The 15,377-nt window shown below is 53.9% G+C and carries 13 protein-coding genes; 10 read left to right on the forward strand and 3 right to left on the reverse strand.

The window, feature by feature from the left end; all coding sequences use genetic code 11:
• The 10 genes from DW56_RS21395 to DW56_RS06005 all read left to right on the forward strand — a co-directional run.
• Positions 1-81 (forward strand): EF-Tu C-terminal domain-related protein (locus DW56_RS21395; protein ID WP_000340867.1); only part of this gene is annotated, 81 nt, incomplete at its 5' end.
• A 233-nt stretch (positions 82-314) separates the two neighbouring features.
• Positions 315-698 carry a preprotein translocase subunit SecE gene (gene secE / locus DW56_RS05965; RefSeq protein ID WP_024554735.1) on the forward strand — a complete coding sequence of 128 codons (384 nt, stop codon included), beginning with the start codon at positions 315-317 and terminating at the stop codon, positions 696-698.
• A 1-nt stretch (position 699) separates the two neighbouring features.
• Entirely contained in the window at positions 700-1,245 is a 546-nt protein-coding gene (gene nusG / locus DW56_RS05970; RefSeq protein ID WP_001287521.1) for a transcription termination/antitermination protein NusG, read from the forward strand.
• Between the two features lie 150 nt (positions 1,246-1,395).
• Positions 1,396-1,824: a 50S ribosomal protein L11 gene (rplK, locus tag DW56_RS05975; protein WP_002438627.1), complete on the forward strand. Its 429-nt coding sequence runs from the start codon at positions 1,396-1,398 to the stop codon at positions 1,822-1,824.
• 3 nt (positions 1,825-1,827) lie between these two features.
• Positions 1,828-2,532, forward strand: coding sequence for a 50S ribosomal protein L1 (gene rplA, locus DW56_RS05980; RefSeq protein WP_024554734.1), 705 nt, complete (start codon positions 1,828-1,830; stop codon positions 2,530-2,532).
• Positions 2,533-2,827: 295 nt separating this feature from the next.
• Entirely contained in the window at positions 2,828-3,325 is a 498-nt protein-coding gene (rplJ, locus tag DW56_RS05985) for a 50S ribosomal protein L10 (RefSeq protein ID WP_007704673.1), read from the forward strand.
• Between the two features lie 51 nt (positions 3,326-3,376).
• Positions 3,377-3,745, forward strand: coding sequence for a 50S ribosomal protein L7/L12 (rplL, locus tag DW56_RS05990; protein ID WP_004387079.1), 369 nt, complete (start codon positions 3,377-3,379; stop codon positions 3,743-3,745).
• A gap of 319 nt (positions 3,746-4,064) precedes the next feature.
• Positions 4,065-8,093 (forward strand): DNA-directed RNA polymerase subunit beta, encoded by a 4,029-nt coding sequence (rpoB, locus tag DW56_RS05995; protein ID WP_029589744.1) that lies wholly within the window; start codon positions 4,065-4,067, stop codon positions 8,091-8,093.
• 76 nt (positions 8,094-8,169) lie between these two features.
• Entirely contained in the window at positions 8,170-12,393 is a 4,224-nt protein-coding gene (gene rpoC / locus DW56_RS06000) for a DNA-directed RNA polymerase subunit beta' (protein ID WP_024553537.1), read from the forward strand.
• A 145-nt stretch (positions 12,394-12,538) separates the two neighbouring features.
• On the forward strand, positions 12,539-13,612 hold the full coding sequence (locus tag DW56_RS06005; RefSeq protein ID WP_029697453.1) for an alpha/beta hydrolase family protein: 1,074 nt from the start codon (positions 12,539-12,541) through the stop codon (positions 13,610-13,612).
• Here DW56_RS06005 and DW56_RS06010 read toward each other — a convergent pair.
• From DW56_RS06010 to DW56_RS06020, 3 genes are all read right to left on the reverse strand, one after another.
• A complete protein-coding gene (locus tag DW56_RS06010; protein WP_024553535.1) occupies positions 13,530-14,570 on the reverse strand; it encodes a helix-turn-helix domain-containing protein in 1,041 nt (346 codons plus the stop codon). The genes DW56_RS06005 and DW56_RS06010 overlap by 83 nt on opposite strands.
• A gap of 172 nt (positions 14,571-14,742) precedes the next feature.
• The gene (locus DW56_RS06015) at positions 14,743-15,060 is read right to left on the reverse strand and encodes a PTS lactose/cellobiose transporter subunit IIA (RefSeq protein ID WP_024553534.1); all 318 of its coding nucleotides are present in this window, start codon (positions 15,058-15,060) and stop codon (positions 14,743-14,745) included.
• Positions 15,061-15,064: 4 nt separating this feature from the next.
• Positions 15,065-15,370 carry a PTS sugar transporter subunit IIB gene (locus tag DW56_RS06020; protein ID WP_024553533.1) on the reverse strand — a complete coding sequence of 102 codons (306 nt, stop codon included), beginning with the start codon at positions 15,368-15,370 and terminating at the stop codon, positions 15,065-15,067.
• Positions 15,371-15,377: the final 7 nt, after the last annotated feature.

The raw sequence follows: 15,377 nt of genomic DNA on the forward strand, positions 1-15,377 counted from the left end.
ATGGACGACGGTCTGCGTTTCGCAATCCGCGAAGGCGGCCGTACCGTTGGCGCGGGCGTGGTTGCTAAAGTTCTCGGCTAATCGCTGATAACAATTGACGCAATGCGCAAGAAAAGGGCATCATTTGATGCCCTTTTTGCACGCTCTCACACCAGAACCTGGCTCATCAGTGATTTATTCTTCATAATCATTGCTGAGACAGGCTCTGTCGATGGCGTAAATTCCGAAGCGCAGAGTTAACAGCAATTCGGTCTGGTTTGCCTCGCCTTAGCGGGGCAAAAATATTTGTCTGATTTATTGTGACAGGTTGGTTTATGAGTGCGAATACCGAAGCTCAAGGAAGCGGGCGCGGCCTGGAAGCGATGAAATGGCTCGCCGTCGCAGCTCTGCTGATTGTAGCGATCGTGGGCAATTATATTTATCGTGATATTACTCTGCCGCTGCGTGCCCTTGCGGTAGTGATTCTTATTGCTGCAGCGGGTGGTGTCGCGCTGTTAACGACCAAAGGTAAAGCCACCGTTGCTTTTGCCCGTGAAGCGAGAACCGAAGTTCGTAAAGTGGTTTGGCCAACTCGCCAGGAAACGTTGCACACCACATTAATTGTGGCAGCGGTGACTGCTGTAATGTCCCTGATCCTGTGGGGGCTGGATGGTATTCTGGTCCGCCTGGTATCTTTTATCACTGGCCTGAGGTTCTGAGATGTCTGAAGCTCCTAAAAAGCGCTGGTACGTCGTTCAGGCGTTTTCCGGTTTTGAAGGTCGCGTAGCGACCTCCCTGCGCGAGCATATTAAATTACACAACATGGAAGAGTTGTTTGGCGAAGTCATGGTGCCGACTGAAGAAGTCGTCGAAATCCGTGGCGGTCAACGTCGTAAAAGCGAACGTAAATTCTTTCCAGGCTATGTGTTAGTGCAGATGGTCATGAATGACGCGAGCTGGCACCTGGTTCGCAGCGTACCGCGCGTAATGGGCTTCATTGGCGGTACGTCCGATCGTCCGGCCCCTATCAGCGATAAAGAAGTTGATGCGATCATGAATCGTCTGCAACAGGTTGGCGATAAACCGCGTCCGAAAACGCTGTTTGAACCGGGCGAAATGGTACGCGTTAACGATGGTCCGTTTGCCGACTTTAACGGCGTGGTTGAAGAAGTCGATTACGAAAAGAGCCGCCTGAAGGTATCTGTTTCTATCTTTGGTCGCGCGACTCCTGTCGAGCTTGATTTCAGCCAGGTTGAGAAAGCCTAAGCCTCGCTCGAAAAAAGAGCAATTACAGATTGCACAAGGCGTGAGATTGGAATACAATTTCGCGCCTTTTGTTTTTACGGGCTATGGCACGTAAAACTGATTATCACGGGAAGCCTCATTGAGGCGCTATACCCATTAGAGGAAATTTAAATGGCTAAGAAAGTACAAGCCTACGTTAAGCTGCAAGTTGCAGCTGGCATGGCTAACCCGAGCCCGCCGGTCGGTCCGGCACTGGGTCAGCAGGGCGTTAACATCATGGAATTCTGCAAAGCGTTCAACGCGAAAACTGATTCCATCGAAAAAGGTCTGCCGATTCCGGTTGTTATTACCGTTTATGCTGACCGTTCTTTCACCTTCGTTACCAAAACTCCGCCGGCAGCAGTTCTGCTGAAAAAAGCGGCTGGTATCAAGTCTGGTTCCGGCAAGCCGAACAAAGACAAAGTAGGTAAAGTAACTCGCGCTCAGGTTCAGGAAATTGCTCAGACCAAAGCTGCGGACATGACTGGTGCCGACATTGAAGCGATGACTCGCTCCATCGAAGGTACTGCACGTTCCATGGGCCTGGTAGTGGAGGACTAAGAAATGGCTAAACTGACCAAGCGCATGCGTGTAATCCGTGAGAAAGTTGATGCGACCAAACAGTACGACATCAACGAAGCTATCTCTCTGCTGAAAGAGCTGGCCACTGCTAAATTCACCGAAAGCGTTGACGTTGCTGTTAACCTCGGCATCGACGCTCGTAAATCTGACCAGAACGTACGTGGCGCAACTGTACTGCCGCATGGTACTGGCCGTTCCGTTCGCGTAGCTGTATTTACCCAGGGCCCGAACGCTGAAGCTGCTAAAGCAGCTGGCGCAGAGCTGGTAGGTATGGAAGATCTGGCTGACCAGATCAAAAAAGGCGAAATGAACTTCGACGTTGTTATTGCTTCTCCGGATGCAATGCGCGTTGTTGGCCAGCTGGGCCAGGTACTGGGTCCGCGTGGCCTGATGCCGAACCCGAAAGTCGGCACCGTAACGCCGAACGTTGCTGAAGCGGTTAAAAACGCTAAAGCCGGTCAGGTTCGTTACCGCAACGACAAAAATGGCATCATCCATACCACCATCGGTAAAGTGGATTTTGACGCTGACAAACTGAAAGAAAACCTGGAAGCGCTGCTGGTTGCTCTGAAAAAAGCAAAACCGTCTTCTGCTAAAGGCGTGTACATCAAGAAAGTTAGCCTGTCCACCACCATGGGTGCGGGTGTTGCTGTAGACCAGGCTGGTCTGAGCGCTGCGGCGAACTAATAATCGCCCTTTACGTGGGCGGCGGATTTGTCTACAATCTTACGCCCACTGTCCCGGCTAACGGGACAAAGAGAATTTTCGGTTGGAGCCTGGCCTTATCCAGGCCTCCGTCCAAGACCGCAGGTGTTTCGCAAGAGACTTAATTCCCTGCGTAGACGGTGACAGAACCTGAAGAATATTTTTTAAGTAGTCTTTGGCTTGTTTCTGCTCACCGTATTTCGACGCTCTTTCGTGAGGAAGAGTGAAGTGAGTTCCGGGGCATTTTGTCCCGGCTAAAACCCAGGAGCAAAAGCTAATGGCTTTAAATCTTCAAGACAAACAAGCGATTGTTGCTGAAGTCAGCGAAGTAGCCAAAGGCGCGCTGTCTGCGGTTGTCGCGGATTCCCGTGGCGTTACCGTAGATAAAATGACTGAACTGCGTAAAGCAGGTCGCGAAGCTGGCGTATACATGCGTGTTGTTCGTAACACCCTGCTGCGCCGTGTTGTTGAAGGTACTCAGTTCGAGTGCCTGAAAGACGCGTTTGTCGGTCCGACCCTGATTGCATACTCTATGGAACACCCGGGCGCTGCTGCTCGTCTGTTCAAAGATTTCGCGAAAGCGAATGCAAAATTTGAGGTCAAAGCCGCTGCCTTTGAAGGTGAGCTGATCCCGGCGTCTCAGATCGACCGCCTGGCAACTCTGCCGACTTACGAAGAAGCAATTGCACGCCTGATGGCAACCATGAAAGAAGCCTCTGCTGGCAAACTGGTTCGCACTCTGGCTGCCGTTCGCGATGCGAAAGAAGCTGCGTAATCGCGCATTTGCTTACGTATAAAACTTATTCTGATATTCAGGAACAATTAAATGTCTATCACTAAAGATCAAATCATTGAAGCAGTATCCGCTATGTCCGTAATGGACGTTGTAGAACTGATTTCTGCAATGGAAGAAAAATTCGGTGTTTCCGCTGCTGCTGCTGTAGCTGTTGCTGCTGCTGGCCCGGCTGAAGCTGCTGAAGAGAAAACTGAATTCGACGTTATTCTGAAAGCCGCTGGCGCTAACAAAGTTGCTGTTATCAAAGCAGTACGTGGCGCGACTGGCCTGGGTCTGAAAGAAGCTAAAGACCTGGTAGAATCTGCTCCGGCCGCTCTGAAAGAAGGCGTGAGCAAAGATGACGCTGAAGCTCTGAAAAAATCCCTGGAAGAAGCTGGCGCTGAAGTTGAAGTTAAATAAGCCAACCCTTCTGGTTGCAGCCTGAGAAATCAGGCTGATGGCTGGTGACTTTTTGGTCACCAGCCTTTTTGCGCTCCAGGGGACCAGTAGCGTTTCACACTGTTTTACTACTGGTTACCCGTCAATGCTTGTTTCTATCGACGACTTAATATACTGCGACAGAGCTTTGGCGCTGTGTAAATCGCAATGAAATGGTTTAAGAGTGATAGAAACAGGCATTGCGGAAAGTGTTCCATTTTCCGGTCAACAAAATGGTGTTGCATAAACTGTCCCTTCGACGGACAGAGTGGGTCGACTTGTCAGCGAGCTGAGGAACCCTATGGTTTACTCCTATACCGAGAAAAAACGTATTCGTAAGGATTTTGGTAAACGTCCACAAGTTCTGGATGTTCCCTATCTCCTTTCTATCCAGCTTGACTCGTTCCAGAAATTTATCGAGCAAGATCCTGAAGGGCAGTACGGTCTGGAAGCAGCTTTCCGCTCCGTATTCCCGATTCAAAGCTATAGCGGCAATTCGGAACTGCAATATGTCAGCTACCGTCTTGGCGAACCGGTGTTTGATGTTAAAGAATGCCAGATCCGTGGCGTGACCTATTCGGCTCCGCTGCGCGTGAAGCTGCGTCTGGTGATCTACGAGCGCGAAGCGCCGGAAGGCACCGTTAAAGACATCAAAGAGCAAGAAGTTTACATGGGCGAAATTCCGCTCATGACCGATAACGGTACCTTCGTTATTAACGGTACTGAACGTGTTATCGTTTCTCAGCTCCACCGTAGTCCTGGCGTTTTCTTTGACAGCGACAAGGGTAAAACCCACTCCTCTGGTAAGGTGCTTTATAATGCGCGCATCATTCCTTACCGTGGTTCCTGGCTGGACTTCGAATTCGATCCGAAAGACAACCTGTTCGTTCGTATCGACCGTCGTCGTAAACTGCCGGCAACCATTATTCTGCGCGCCTTGCAGTACACCACTGAGCAGATCCTCGACCTGTTCTTCGAAAAAGTGGTGTTCGAAATTCGCGACAATAAGCTGCAAATGGAGCTGGTCCCGGAACGCCTGCGTGGCGAAACCGCGTCCTTCGACATCGAAGCTAACGGCAAAGTGTATGTAGAGAAAGGCCGCCGTATCACTGCGCGCCATATCCGCCAGCTTGAGAAAGACGATATCAAGCATATCGAAGTGCCGGTGGAATACATCGCAGGTAAAGTTGCCGCTAAAGATTACGTAGACGCTTCCACTGGCGAGCTGATTTGCCCTGCCAACATGGAGCTCTCTTTGGATCTGCTGGCGAAATTGAGCCAGGCAGGCCACAAACGTATCGAAACGCTGTTTACCAACGACCTGGATCACGGTCCGTACATGTCTGAGACTGTACGCATTGACCCAACCAACGATCGTCTGAGCGCGCTGGTAGAAATCTACCGCATGATGCGCCCGGGCGAGCCGCCGACTCGTGAAGCGGCTGAAAGCCTGTTTGAGAACCTGTTCTTCTCTGAAGACCGTTATGACCTTTCTGCGGTAGGCCGCATGAAGTTCAACCGTTCTCTGCTGCGCGATGAAATCGAAGGTTCCGGTATCCTGAGCAAAGACGACATCATCGACGTGATGAAGAAGCTCATCGATATCCGTAACGGCAAAGGCGAAGTGGATGATATCGACCACCTCGGCAACCGTCGTATCCGTTCTGTTGGTGAAATGGCGGAAAACCAGTTCCGTGTAGGTCTGGTACGTGTTGAACGTGCGGTTAAAGAGCGTCTGTCTCTGGGCGATCTCGATACCCTGATGCCGCAGGATATGATCAACGCGAAGCCGATTTCCGCAGCGGTTAAAGAGTTCTTTGGCTCCAGCCAGCTGTCCCAGTTTATGGACCAGAACAACCCGCTGTCTGAGATCACGCACAAGCGTCGTATCTCCGCGCTCGGCCCGGGCGGTCTGACCCGTGAACGTGCAGGCTTTGAAGTTCGAGACGTTCACCCGACGCACTACGGTCGTGTATGCCCGATCGAAACGCCGGAAGGTCCGAACATCGGTCTTATCAACTCCCTGTCTGTTTACGCGCAGACCAACGAATACGGCTTCCTCGAAACGCCGTACCGTTTAGTGCGTGACGGCGTGGTGACTGACGAAATTCATTACCTCTCCGCTATCGAAGAAGGTAACTACGTTATCGCTCAGGCGAACACCAACCTGACGGAAGAAGGTCGCTTCGCAGACGATCTGGTAACTTGTCGCAGCAAAGGCGAATCGAGCCTTTTCAGCGCAGACCAGGTTGACTATATGGACGTTTCCACCCAGCAGGTGGTTTCCGTCGGTGCGTCCCTGATCCCGTTCCTGGAGCACGATGACGCCAACCGTGCATTGATGGGTGCGAACATGCAACGTCAGGCGGTTCCGACTCTGCGCGCTGATAAGCCGCTGGTAGGTACCGGTATGGAACGTGCTGTTGCCGTCGACTCCGGTGTAACCGCAGTAGCGAAACGTGGCGGTACCGTACAGTACGTGGATGCTTCCCGTATCGTTATCAAAGTTAACGAAGACGAGATGTATCCGGGCGAAGCGGGTATCGACATTTATAACCTGACCAAATATACCCGTTCTAACCAGAACACCTGCATCAATCAGATGCCGTGCGTGTCTCTGAACGAACCGGTTGAGCGCGGCGACGTGCTGGCTGACGGCCCGTCCACCGACCTCGGTGAGCTGGCGCTCGGTCAGAACATGCGCGTAGCGTTCATGCCGTGGAACGGCTACAACTTCGAAGACTCCATTCTCGTTTCCGAGCGTGTGGTTCAGGAAGACCGTTTCACCACTATCCACATTCAGGAACTGGCATGCGTGTCTCGCGACACCAAGCTGGGGCCGGAAGAGATCACCGCTGACATCCCGAACGTGGGTGAAGCCGCGCTCTCTAAACTGGATGAATCCGGCATCGTTTACATCGGTGCGGAAGTGACTGGCGGCGATATCCTGGTTGGTAAGGTAACGCCGAAAGGTGAAACCCAGCTGACTCCGGAAGAGAAACTGCTGCGTGCGATCTTCGGTGAGAAAGCGTCTGATGTTAAAGACTCTTCTCTGCGCGTGCCTAATGGCGTTTCTGGTACCGTTATCGACGTTCAGGTCTTTACCCGCGATGGCGTGGAAAAAGACAAACGCGCGCTCGAAATCGAAGAGATGCAGCTGAAGCAGGCGAAGAAAGACCTGTCTGAAGAATTGCAGATCCTCGAAGCCGGTCTGTTTGGCCGTATTCGCGCCGTGCTGATTGCCGGTGGCGTTGAAGCTGAGAAGCTCGACAAATTACCGCGCGATCGCTGGCTTGAACTGGGCCTGACCGACGAAGAGAAGCAGAACCAGCTGGAACAGCTGGCTGAGCAGTACGACGAGCTGAAGCACGAGTTTGAGAAGAAACTCGAAGCGAAGCGCCGCAAAATCACCCAGGGCGACGATCTGGCGCCGGGCGTGCTGAAGATCGTTAAGGTCTATCTGGCCGTTAAACGTCAGATTCAGCCGGGTGACAAAATGGCAGGCCGCCACGGTAACAAAGGTGTTATCTCCAAGATCAACCCGATCGAAGATATGCCTTACGATGAAAACGGCACGCCGGTAGACATCGTACTGAACCCGCTGGGCGTACCGTCTCGTATGAACATCGGTCAGATCCTGGAAACTCACCTGGGTATGGCGGCGAAAGGCATCGGCGACAAGATCAACGCCATGCTGAAACAGCAGCAGGAAGTGGCGAAGCTGCGTGAATTCATTCAGCGCGCTTACGATCTGGGCGCTGATGTTCGCCAGAAAGTCGACCTGAGCACCTTCAGTGATGAAGAAGTCCTGCGTCTGGCTGAAAACTTGCGTAAAGGTATGCCGATCGCAACGCCGGTGTTCGACGGTGCGAAAGAAGCGGAAATTAAAGAGCTGCTGCAACTGGGCGACCTGCCGACTTCCGGCCAGATCACCCTGTTTGACGGCCGCACCGGTGAACAGTTCGAGCGTCCGGTAACCGTAGGTTACATGTACATGCTGAAACTGAACCACCTGGTCGACGACAAGATGCACGCTCGTTCTACCGGTTCTTACAGCCTGGTTACTCAGCAGCCGCTGGGTGGTAAGGCGCAGTTCGGTGGCCAGCGCTTTGGTGAGATGGAAGTGTGGGCGCTTGAAGCATACGGCGCAGCTTACACTCTGCAAGAAATGCTGACCGTTAAGTCCGATGACGTGAATGGCCGTACCAAGATGTATAAGAACATCGTGGATGGCAACCATCAGATGGAACCGGGCATGCCGGAATCGTTCAACGTACTGTTGAAAGAGATTCGCTCGCTGGGCATCAATATCGAACTGGAAGACGAGTAATTCTCGCTCAAACAGGTCACTGCTGCGGAGTTAACGCTCCGCAGCAGAATGTGCTAACTCCGACGGGAGCCAATCCGTGAAAGACTTATTAAAGTTTCTGAAAGCGCAAACTAAAACCGAAGAGTTTGATGCGATCAAAATTGCTCTGGCGTCGCCAGACATGATCCGTTCATGGTCGTTCGGTGAAGTTAAAAAGCCGGAAACCATTAACTACCGTACGTTCAAACCTGAGCGTGACGGTCTGTTCTGCGCCCGTATTTTCGGGCCGGTAAAAGACTATGAGTGCCTGTGCGGTAAGTACAAGCGCCTGAAACACCGCGGCGTGATTTGTGAGAAGTGCGGCGTTGAAGTGACCCAGACTAAAGTGCGTCGTGAGCGCATGGGTCACATCGAACTCGCTTCTCCGACCGCGCACATCTGGTTCCTGAAGTCCCTGCCGTCCCGTATCGGCCTGCTGCTGGATATGCCGCTGCGCGATATCGAACGTGTTCTGTACTTCGAATCTTATGTGGTTATCGAGGGCGGCATGACCAACCTCGAGCGTCGTCAGATCCTGACTGAAGAGCAGTATCTGGACGCGCTGGAAGAGTTCGGCGACGAGTTCGACGCGAAAATGGGCGCAGAAGCTATTCAGGCCCTGCTGAAGAGCATGGATCTGGAGCAGGAATGCGAACAGCTGCGCGAAGAGCTGAACGAAACCAACTCTGAAACCAAGCGTAAAAAGCTGACCAAGCGTATTAAGCTGCTGGAAGCGTTCGTACAGTCTGGCAACAAGCCGGAGTGGATGATCCTGACCGTGCTGCCAGTACTGCCGCCGGATCTGCGTCCGCTGGTTCCGCTGGATGGCGGTCGTTTCGCTACGTCGGATCTGAACGATCTGTATCGTCGCGTGATCAACCGTAACAACCGTCTGAAACGTCTGCTGGATCTGGCGGCGCCGGACATCATCGTACGCAACGAAAAACGTATGCTACAGGAAGCGGTAGACGCCCTGCTGGATAACGGTCGTCGCGGCCGTGCGATCACCGGTTCCAACAAGCGTCCGCTGAAATCGCTGGCTGACATGATCAAAGGTAAGCAGGGTCGTTTCCGTCAGAACCTGCTCGGTAAGCGCGTGGACTACTCCGGTCGTTCCGTAATTACCGTAGGTCCATACCTGCGTCTGCACCAGTGCGGCCTGCCGAAGAAAATGGCGCTGGAGCTGTTCAAACCGTTTATCTACGGCAAGCTGGAACTGCGTGGCCTTGCGACCACCATCAAAGCCGCCAAGAAAATGGTTGAGCGCGAAGAAGCGGTGGTTTGGGATATCCTGGACGAAGTTATCCGTGAGCACCCGGTACTGCTGAACCGTGCGCCGACCCTGCACCGTCTGGGTATTCAGGCGTTCGAACCGGTACTGATCGAAGGTAAAGCTATTCAGCTGCACCCGCTGGTGTGTGCGGCGTACAACGCCGACTTCGATGGTGACCAGATGGCTGTTCACGTACCGCTGACGCTGGAAGCCCAGCTGGAAGCGCGTGCGCTGATGATGTCTACCAACAACATCCTGTCTCCGGCGAACGGCGAACCTATCATCGTTCCGTCTCAGGACGTTGTACTGGGTCTGTACTACATGACCCGCGACAAGATTAATGCCAAAGGCGAAGGCATGGTGCTGACTGGCCCGAAAGAAGCGGAACGTCTGTACCGCTCCGGCCAGGCTGAACTGCACGCTCGCGTAAAAGTTCGTATCACTGAATACGAAAAAGACGCGAACGGCGAGTTCGTGGCGAAAACCAGCCTGATCGACACGACCGTAGGCCGTGCGATCCTGTGGATGATTGTACCGAAAGGCCTGCCGTTCTCTATTGTGAACCAGCCGCTTGGTAAGAAAGCGATCTCCAAAATGCTGAACACCTGTTACCGCATTCTGGGCCTGAAGCCGACCGTTATTTTTGCGGACCAGACCATGTATACCGGTTTTGCGTATGCAGCGCGTTCTGGTGCTTCTGTTGGTATCGACGATATGGTTATTCCGGCCAAAAAAGCCGAGATCATCGCCGAAGCCGAAGCGGAAGTGGCAGAAATTCAGGAGCAGTTCCAGTCTGGTCTGGTAACCGCTGGCGAACGCTACAACAAAGTTATCGATATCTGGGCTGCGGCGAACGATCGTGTATCCAAAGCAATGATGGACAACCTGCAAACCGAGACGGTTATCAACCGTGAAGGTAAAGAAGAGCAGCAGGTTTCTTTCAACAGCATTTACATGATGGCCGACTCCGGTGCGCGTGGTTCTGCTGCACAGATTCGTCAGCTGGCGGGTATGCGTGGTCTGATGGCGAAGCCGGATGGCTCCATCATCGAAACGCCGATCACCGCGAACTTCCGTGAAGGTCTGAACGTACTCCAGTACTTCATCTCGACCCACGGTGCGCGTAAAGGTCTGGCGGATACCGCACTGAAAACGGCGAACTCCGGTTATCTGACGCGTCGTCTGGTTGACGTTGCGCAGGACCTGGTCGTTACCGAAGACGATTGCGGCACGCTGGAAGGCATCACCATGACCCCGGTTATCGAGGGTGGCGATGTTAAAGAGCCGCTGCGCGATCGCGTTCTGGGTCGTGTGACTGCGGAAGACGTTCTGAAGCCGGGTACCGCAGATATTCTGGTTCCGCGTAACACCCTGCTGCATGAGCACTGGTGTGATCTGCTGGAAGCGAACTCTGTCGACTCCGTGAAGGTGCGTTCCGTTGTAACCTGTGACACCGACTTTGGTGTCTGTGCGCACTGCTACGGTCGTGACCTGGCGCGTGGCCACATCATCAACAAAGGTGAGGCTATCGGCGTTATCGCGGCGCAGTCCATCGGTGAGCCGGGTACTCAGCTGACCATGCGTACGTTCCACATCGGTGGTGCGGCGTCTCGTGCGGCTGCTGAATCCAGCATCCAGGTGAAAAACAAAGGTAGCATCCGCCTTAGCAATGCGAAGTCGGTTGTGAACTCCAGCGGTAAACTGGTTATCACCTCTCGTAACACCGAACTGAAGCTGATCGACGAATTTGGTCGTACCAAAGAGAGCTATAAAGTGCCTTACGGCGCGGTAATGGCGAAAGGCGACGGCGAGCAGGTTGCAGGCGGCGAAACCGTAGCGAACTGGGATCCGCACACCATGCCGGTTATCACCGAGGTGGCAGGTTACATTCGCTTTACGGACATGATCGACGGCCAGACCATTACGCGTCAGACCGACGAACTGACCGGTCTTTCCTCGCTGGTGGTTCTGGATTCTTCAGAACGTACCGCGGGTGGTAAAGATCTGCGTCCGGCGCTGAAAATCGTTGACGCTAACGGTAACGACGTTCTGATCCCGGGCACCGATATGCCGGCTCAGTACTTCCTGCCGGGTAAAGCTATCGTTCAGTTGGAAGATGGCGTTCAGATCAGCTCTGGTGACACCCTGGCGCGTATTCCGCAGGAATCCGGCGGTACCAAGGACATCACCGGTGGTCTGCCGCGCGTTGCGGATCTGTTCGAAGCGCGTCGTCCGAAAGAGCCGGCAATCCTTGCTGAAATCAGCGGCATCATTTCCTTCGGTAAAGAGACCAAAGGCAAGCGTCGTCTGGTTATCACCCCGATTGATGGCAGCGATCCGTACGAAGAGATGATTCCGAAATGGCGTCAGCTTAACGTGTTCGAAGGCGAACGTGTGGAACGCGGCGACGTGGTTTCCGACGGTCCGGAAGCGCCGCACGACATTCTGCGTCTGCGTGGCGTTCAGGCTGTAACTCGTTACATCGTGAACGAAGTACAGGACGTTTATCGTCTGCAAGGCGTTAAGATCAACGATAAGCACATCGAAGTTATCGTTCGTCAGATGCTGCGTAAAGCTACCATCATGAGCGCGGGCAGCTCCGAGTTCCTTGAAGGTGAGCAGGTAGAATACTCTCGCGTTAAGATCGCTAACCGCGATCTGGAAGCGAACGGCAAAGTTAGCGCAACCTATATGCGCGACCTGCTGGGTATCACCAAAGCGTCTCTGGCAACCGAGTCCTTCATCTCCGCGGCATCGTTCCAGGAGACAACTCGTGTGCTTACCGAAGCAGCCGTTGCGGGCAAACGCGACGAACTGCGCGGTCTGAAAGAGAACGTCATCGTGGGTCGTCTGATCCCGGCAGGTACCGGTTACGCGTACCACCAGGACCGTATGCGCCGTCGTGCGGCGGGGGAAACCCCGGCAGCACCGCAGGTAAGTGCGGAAGAAGCGACTGCAAGCCTTGCAGAACTGCTGAACGCAGGCCTTGGCGGCGACAACAACGAGTAATCGTTGCTCGCCAGATTAAAAACCGCTCTTCGGAGCGGTTTTTTTATGCCTGAAATCCGCCAAAGAAGACCTCGATCGTGATTCAGGACGCCGGTCGTCCGGGCAAATGATAAAACCCCAGGCTCTCATCACGGAGGTTTACATCATGTCTCGTCTTTTTCTTCTGGTCCTCGCCAGCATACTGTTCACCGGCGCCGCTTACGCTGAGGTGGGGTTTCGTCTCTTTACCGTTAACAACACGGAAGGCCGCTCACTGGAAGTGGCTGTCTGGTATCCCTCTGCCGAAAAAGGTGTCGTGGAGCAGGTTGGGGAAAACGCCGCATTTGTCGGTACGCCTGTCGTAAAAAATGCTTTGCCCGTCAGCGGGCGGCACCCGTTACTGTTACTTTCTCATGGCTATGGCGGAAACTGGGGGAACACTGGTTGGCTTGCTCATGCGATGGCGGCCCGGGGCTACATTGTGGCCGCGCCCAACCATCCGGGGACGACTACGCGAAACCGTGACGCTGTGCAGGCAAGCAAGCTCTGGTTACGGCCGCAGGATCTGATTGTCGTAATGAATAACCTCATCGCCTCGCCCTCTATCGCTGGCGATATTGACCAACAACGCATTGCCGCCGCGGGCCATTCACTGGGCGGGTGGACAGTCATGGCGCTGGCCGGCGCGCGTTTTTCCACAAGTCGCCTCAGCAAGGATTGTGAAAACCACACTTTGCTGGGGGCCTGTAAAGTGGCTTCGCCATTGGGTATCACCAAACCCGGCGCAGCCGACAGGCTTGCGGCGGACCTTAGCAATGCGAGGATAAAAGCCGTTGTCTCGCTTGATCTGGGGCTGGCGCGCGGCTTTACGCCGCAAAGCCTGGCAGGCATTCGTCTTCCTGTGCTGGTGATGGCGGCGCAGGCAGATAGCGACGATGTCCCCGCGCAGCTCGAATCAGGCTATCTGATGCGCTTTTTACCCGCTGACCGGGCGCAGTTCGTCAGCGTGGCTGGCGCGACGCATTTTAGCTTTATGCAACTCTGCAAACCTGGCGCGCAGGCGTTGATTGAAGAAGACGCGCCGGGGGAAGGCGTCGTGTGTCAGGATGGCGCCCGCGCCAGCCGTGAGCAAATACATCATCAACTGATAAACCAGATCAGCCACTTTTTAGATCGGGCGCTGGATTATTCCCCGCGGAACGACGATACGCCGTTGGGCTCATCCCCGTCAGGCGCGTAAATTCCCGGTTAAAGTTCGATTTCGTAACAAAACCGGACTCCAGCATAACGGCAGTAACGGGTTTGGATGTTTCGCGCAAGAGCCGCTGCGCGTGCTGAATACGAAAGCCATTAATCCATTGAGAGACGTTGCAGCCGCGCGCCTGGTTGACCGCCCGGGAAATATGGCGCGCAGGCGTACCGGTTTTTCTCGCCAGCGTATTGAGCGTAAGTTCGGGATCCAGGAACAAGTTACGGTCAATAAGCATCAACTCAAGCTGGTGACAGCGCTGCGCTTCATCCTCTGTTTCCAGTGCTTCCGGCTGAACGCTGATGCAGCGGGTGTCTGCTTTTTCCGGCTGGGCGGGTTTATTGCCGGTGAACAAAATAGCCAGGCAGAGAAAGGGCAATATCAGCCCCTGGGAGAGAGCGACCAGAAGCGGGGCCTGTTGTCCTTTAAAGAAAGTAAAATCGATGGCGATGGCAAAATCGGTGAAGCCGGAAATACAGAGAAAGCCGCCTGCGGCGAAGGCCATGGTGGATGCCCCAGGAGAATCGCTTAAGCGGGAGAATTCAAAAACATCCGCTCCCTGCCGCGCTACGTTGATAAGGGTAATGCCGTACCCCAGGTAAAGCAGCATAAGGACAATATCCGTAACAGCAGGCATGACGAGATGCAGAAGGGCGGCTATCGCTGGCGGCCCCAGCAAGAGCCGCCACTGCCGTTGCGGGCTCTGGCCGGTAAGATTCGCAAAACAGCGCCATGTCAGCGGGGGCAGAGCGATTGCCATGTAACCCTGAAGCTGGCGAAGCGCCATCTCATCAAAAGACCAGCGTAGCGCAGACACCAACACCAGCAATGCGCACCCTGCCACGAAGTAGAGAGGACCGCGAGAGGGCTTTGCGCCGTGCAGATACATCTTCGCGAGCAGGATCAGCAAAACGAGCAGGGTGATAACCGGAAAGGGAACGGAAGGCATGTCTGGCCTGTATTATCAGGTGGGTGCTGAAAAGCACGTATCTGGCTGCTGTTGTGCCATAAAACGCGCCTGATCGCACCTGCTGTTTCAGGCAGGTGCCATTACGCCAGACCGCTTGTAAAAGAATGCCCGCCTGAGCGGGCATGTTAAACAGCTCTACGAACGCCAGCAGTTAGTTTACGAGCGGCAAACGGCGGTAAAGCTCAATCATGTCTTCCGCCAGATCCTGAATGACCATAGCGTTCATCAGGTGGTCCTGAGAATGAACGGTGATGAGGTTAACGGGCAATTTGCCGCTGCCTTCATCCAGCCCAATAAGCTGCGTCTGAATTTTATGGGCGTGCTTTACGAACTCGCGTGACTCTTCCATCGCCTGTTCAGCGCCTGCGAAATCGCCCTTACGCGCCAGTTGTAGCGCGCTTAGCGCCTGGCTGCGCGCAGCGCCCGCATTCACCAGCAATTCCATAATGATGTTTTCTAAGTCTTCCATGGCTTCACTCCAGCATTTTGAGGGCTTTGTCTAACACGGCATCGCCTTTCATCATGCCGTAATCCATCATGTCGATAACCGCGACCTTTTTGCCGAGCGGTTCAGCGATGGCCTGTAGCTTCGCCTGTTCATACTTCACTTGCGGCCCCAGCAAAATAATATCTGCGTTTTCGAGGTTATCTTTAAACTCCGCAACGGGCACCGCTTTGACAGAAACTTCCACCCCTTTCTTTTGCGCCGCGTCTTTCATGCGTTGAACCAGCATGCTGGTGGACATGCCCGCAGCACAGCATAAAACGATGTTCTTCATAGTCCGC

The sequence above is a fragment of the Franconibacter helveticus LMG 23732 genome, assembly GCF_000463115.2.
In the GTDB taxonomy this organism is placed as follows: Bacteria; Pseudomonadota; Gammaproteobacteria; order Enterobacterales; family Enterobacteriaceae; genus Franconibacter; species Franconibacter helveticus.

Coding starts and splice junctions, on each gene's coding strand:
- DW56_RS06015 (WP_024553534.1), bottom strand. CDS start 15,060: ATGGAAGACTTAGAAAACATCATTATGGAATTGCTGGTGAATGCGGGC.
- rplA (WP_024554734.1), top strand. CDS start 1,828: ATGGCTAAACTGACCAAGCGCATGCGTGTAATCCGTGAGAAAGTTGAT.
- rpoB (WP_029589744.1), top strand. CDS start 4,065: ATGGTTTACTCCTATACCGAGAAAAAACGTATTCGTAAGGATTTTGGT.
- rplK (WP_002438627.1), top strand. CDS start 1,396: ATGGCTAAGAAAGTACAAGCCTACGTTAAGCTGCAAGTTGCAGCTGGC.
- rplJ (WP_007704673.1), top strand. CDS start 2,828: ATGGCTTTAAATCTTCAAGACAAACAAGCGATTGTTGCTGAAGTCAGC.
- DW56_RS06020 (WP_024553533.1), bottom strand. CDS start 15,370: ATGAAGAACATCGTTTTATGCTGTGCTGCGGGCATGTCCACCAGCATG.
- DW56_RS06010 (WP_024553535.1), bottom strand. CDS start 14,570: ATGCCTTCCGTTCCCTTTCCGGTTATCACCCTGCTCGTTTTGCTGATC.
- rplL (WP_004387079.1), top strand. CDS start 3,377: ATGTCTATCACTAAAGATCAAATCATTGAAGCAGTATCCGCTATGTCC.
- nusG (WP_001287521.1), top strand. CDS start 700: ATGTCTGAAGCTCCTAAAAAGCGCTGGTACGTCGTTCAGGCGTTTTCC.
- secE (WP_024554735.1), top strand. CDS start 315: ATGAGTGCGAATACCGAAGCTCAAGGAAGCGGGCGCGGCCTGGAAGCG.
- DW56_RS06005 (WP_029697453.1), top strand. CDS start 12,539: ATGTCTCGTCTTTTTCTTCTGGTCCTCGCCAGCATACTGTTCACCGGC.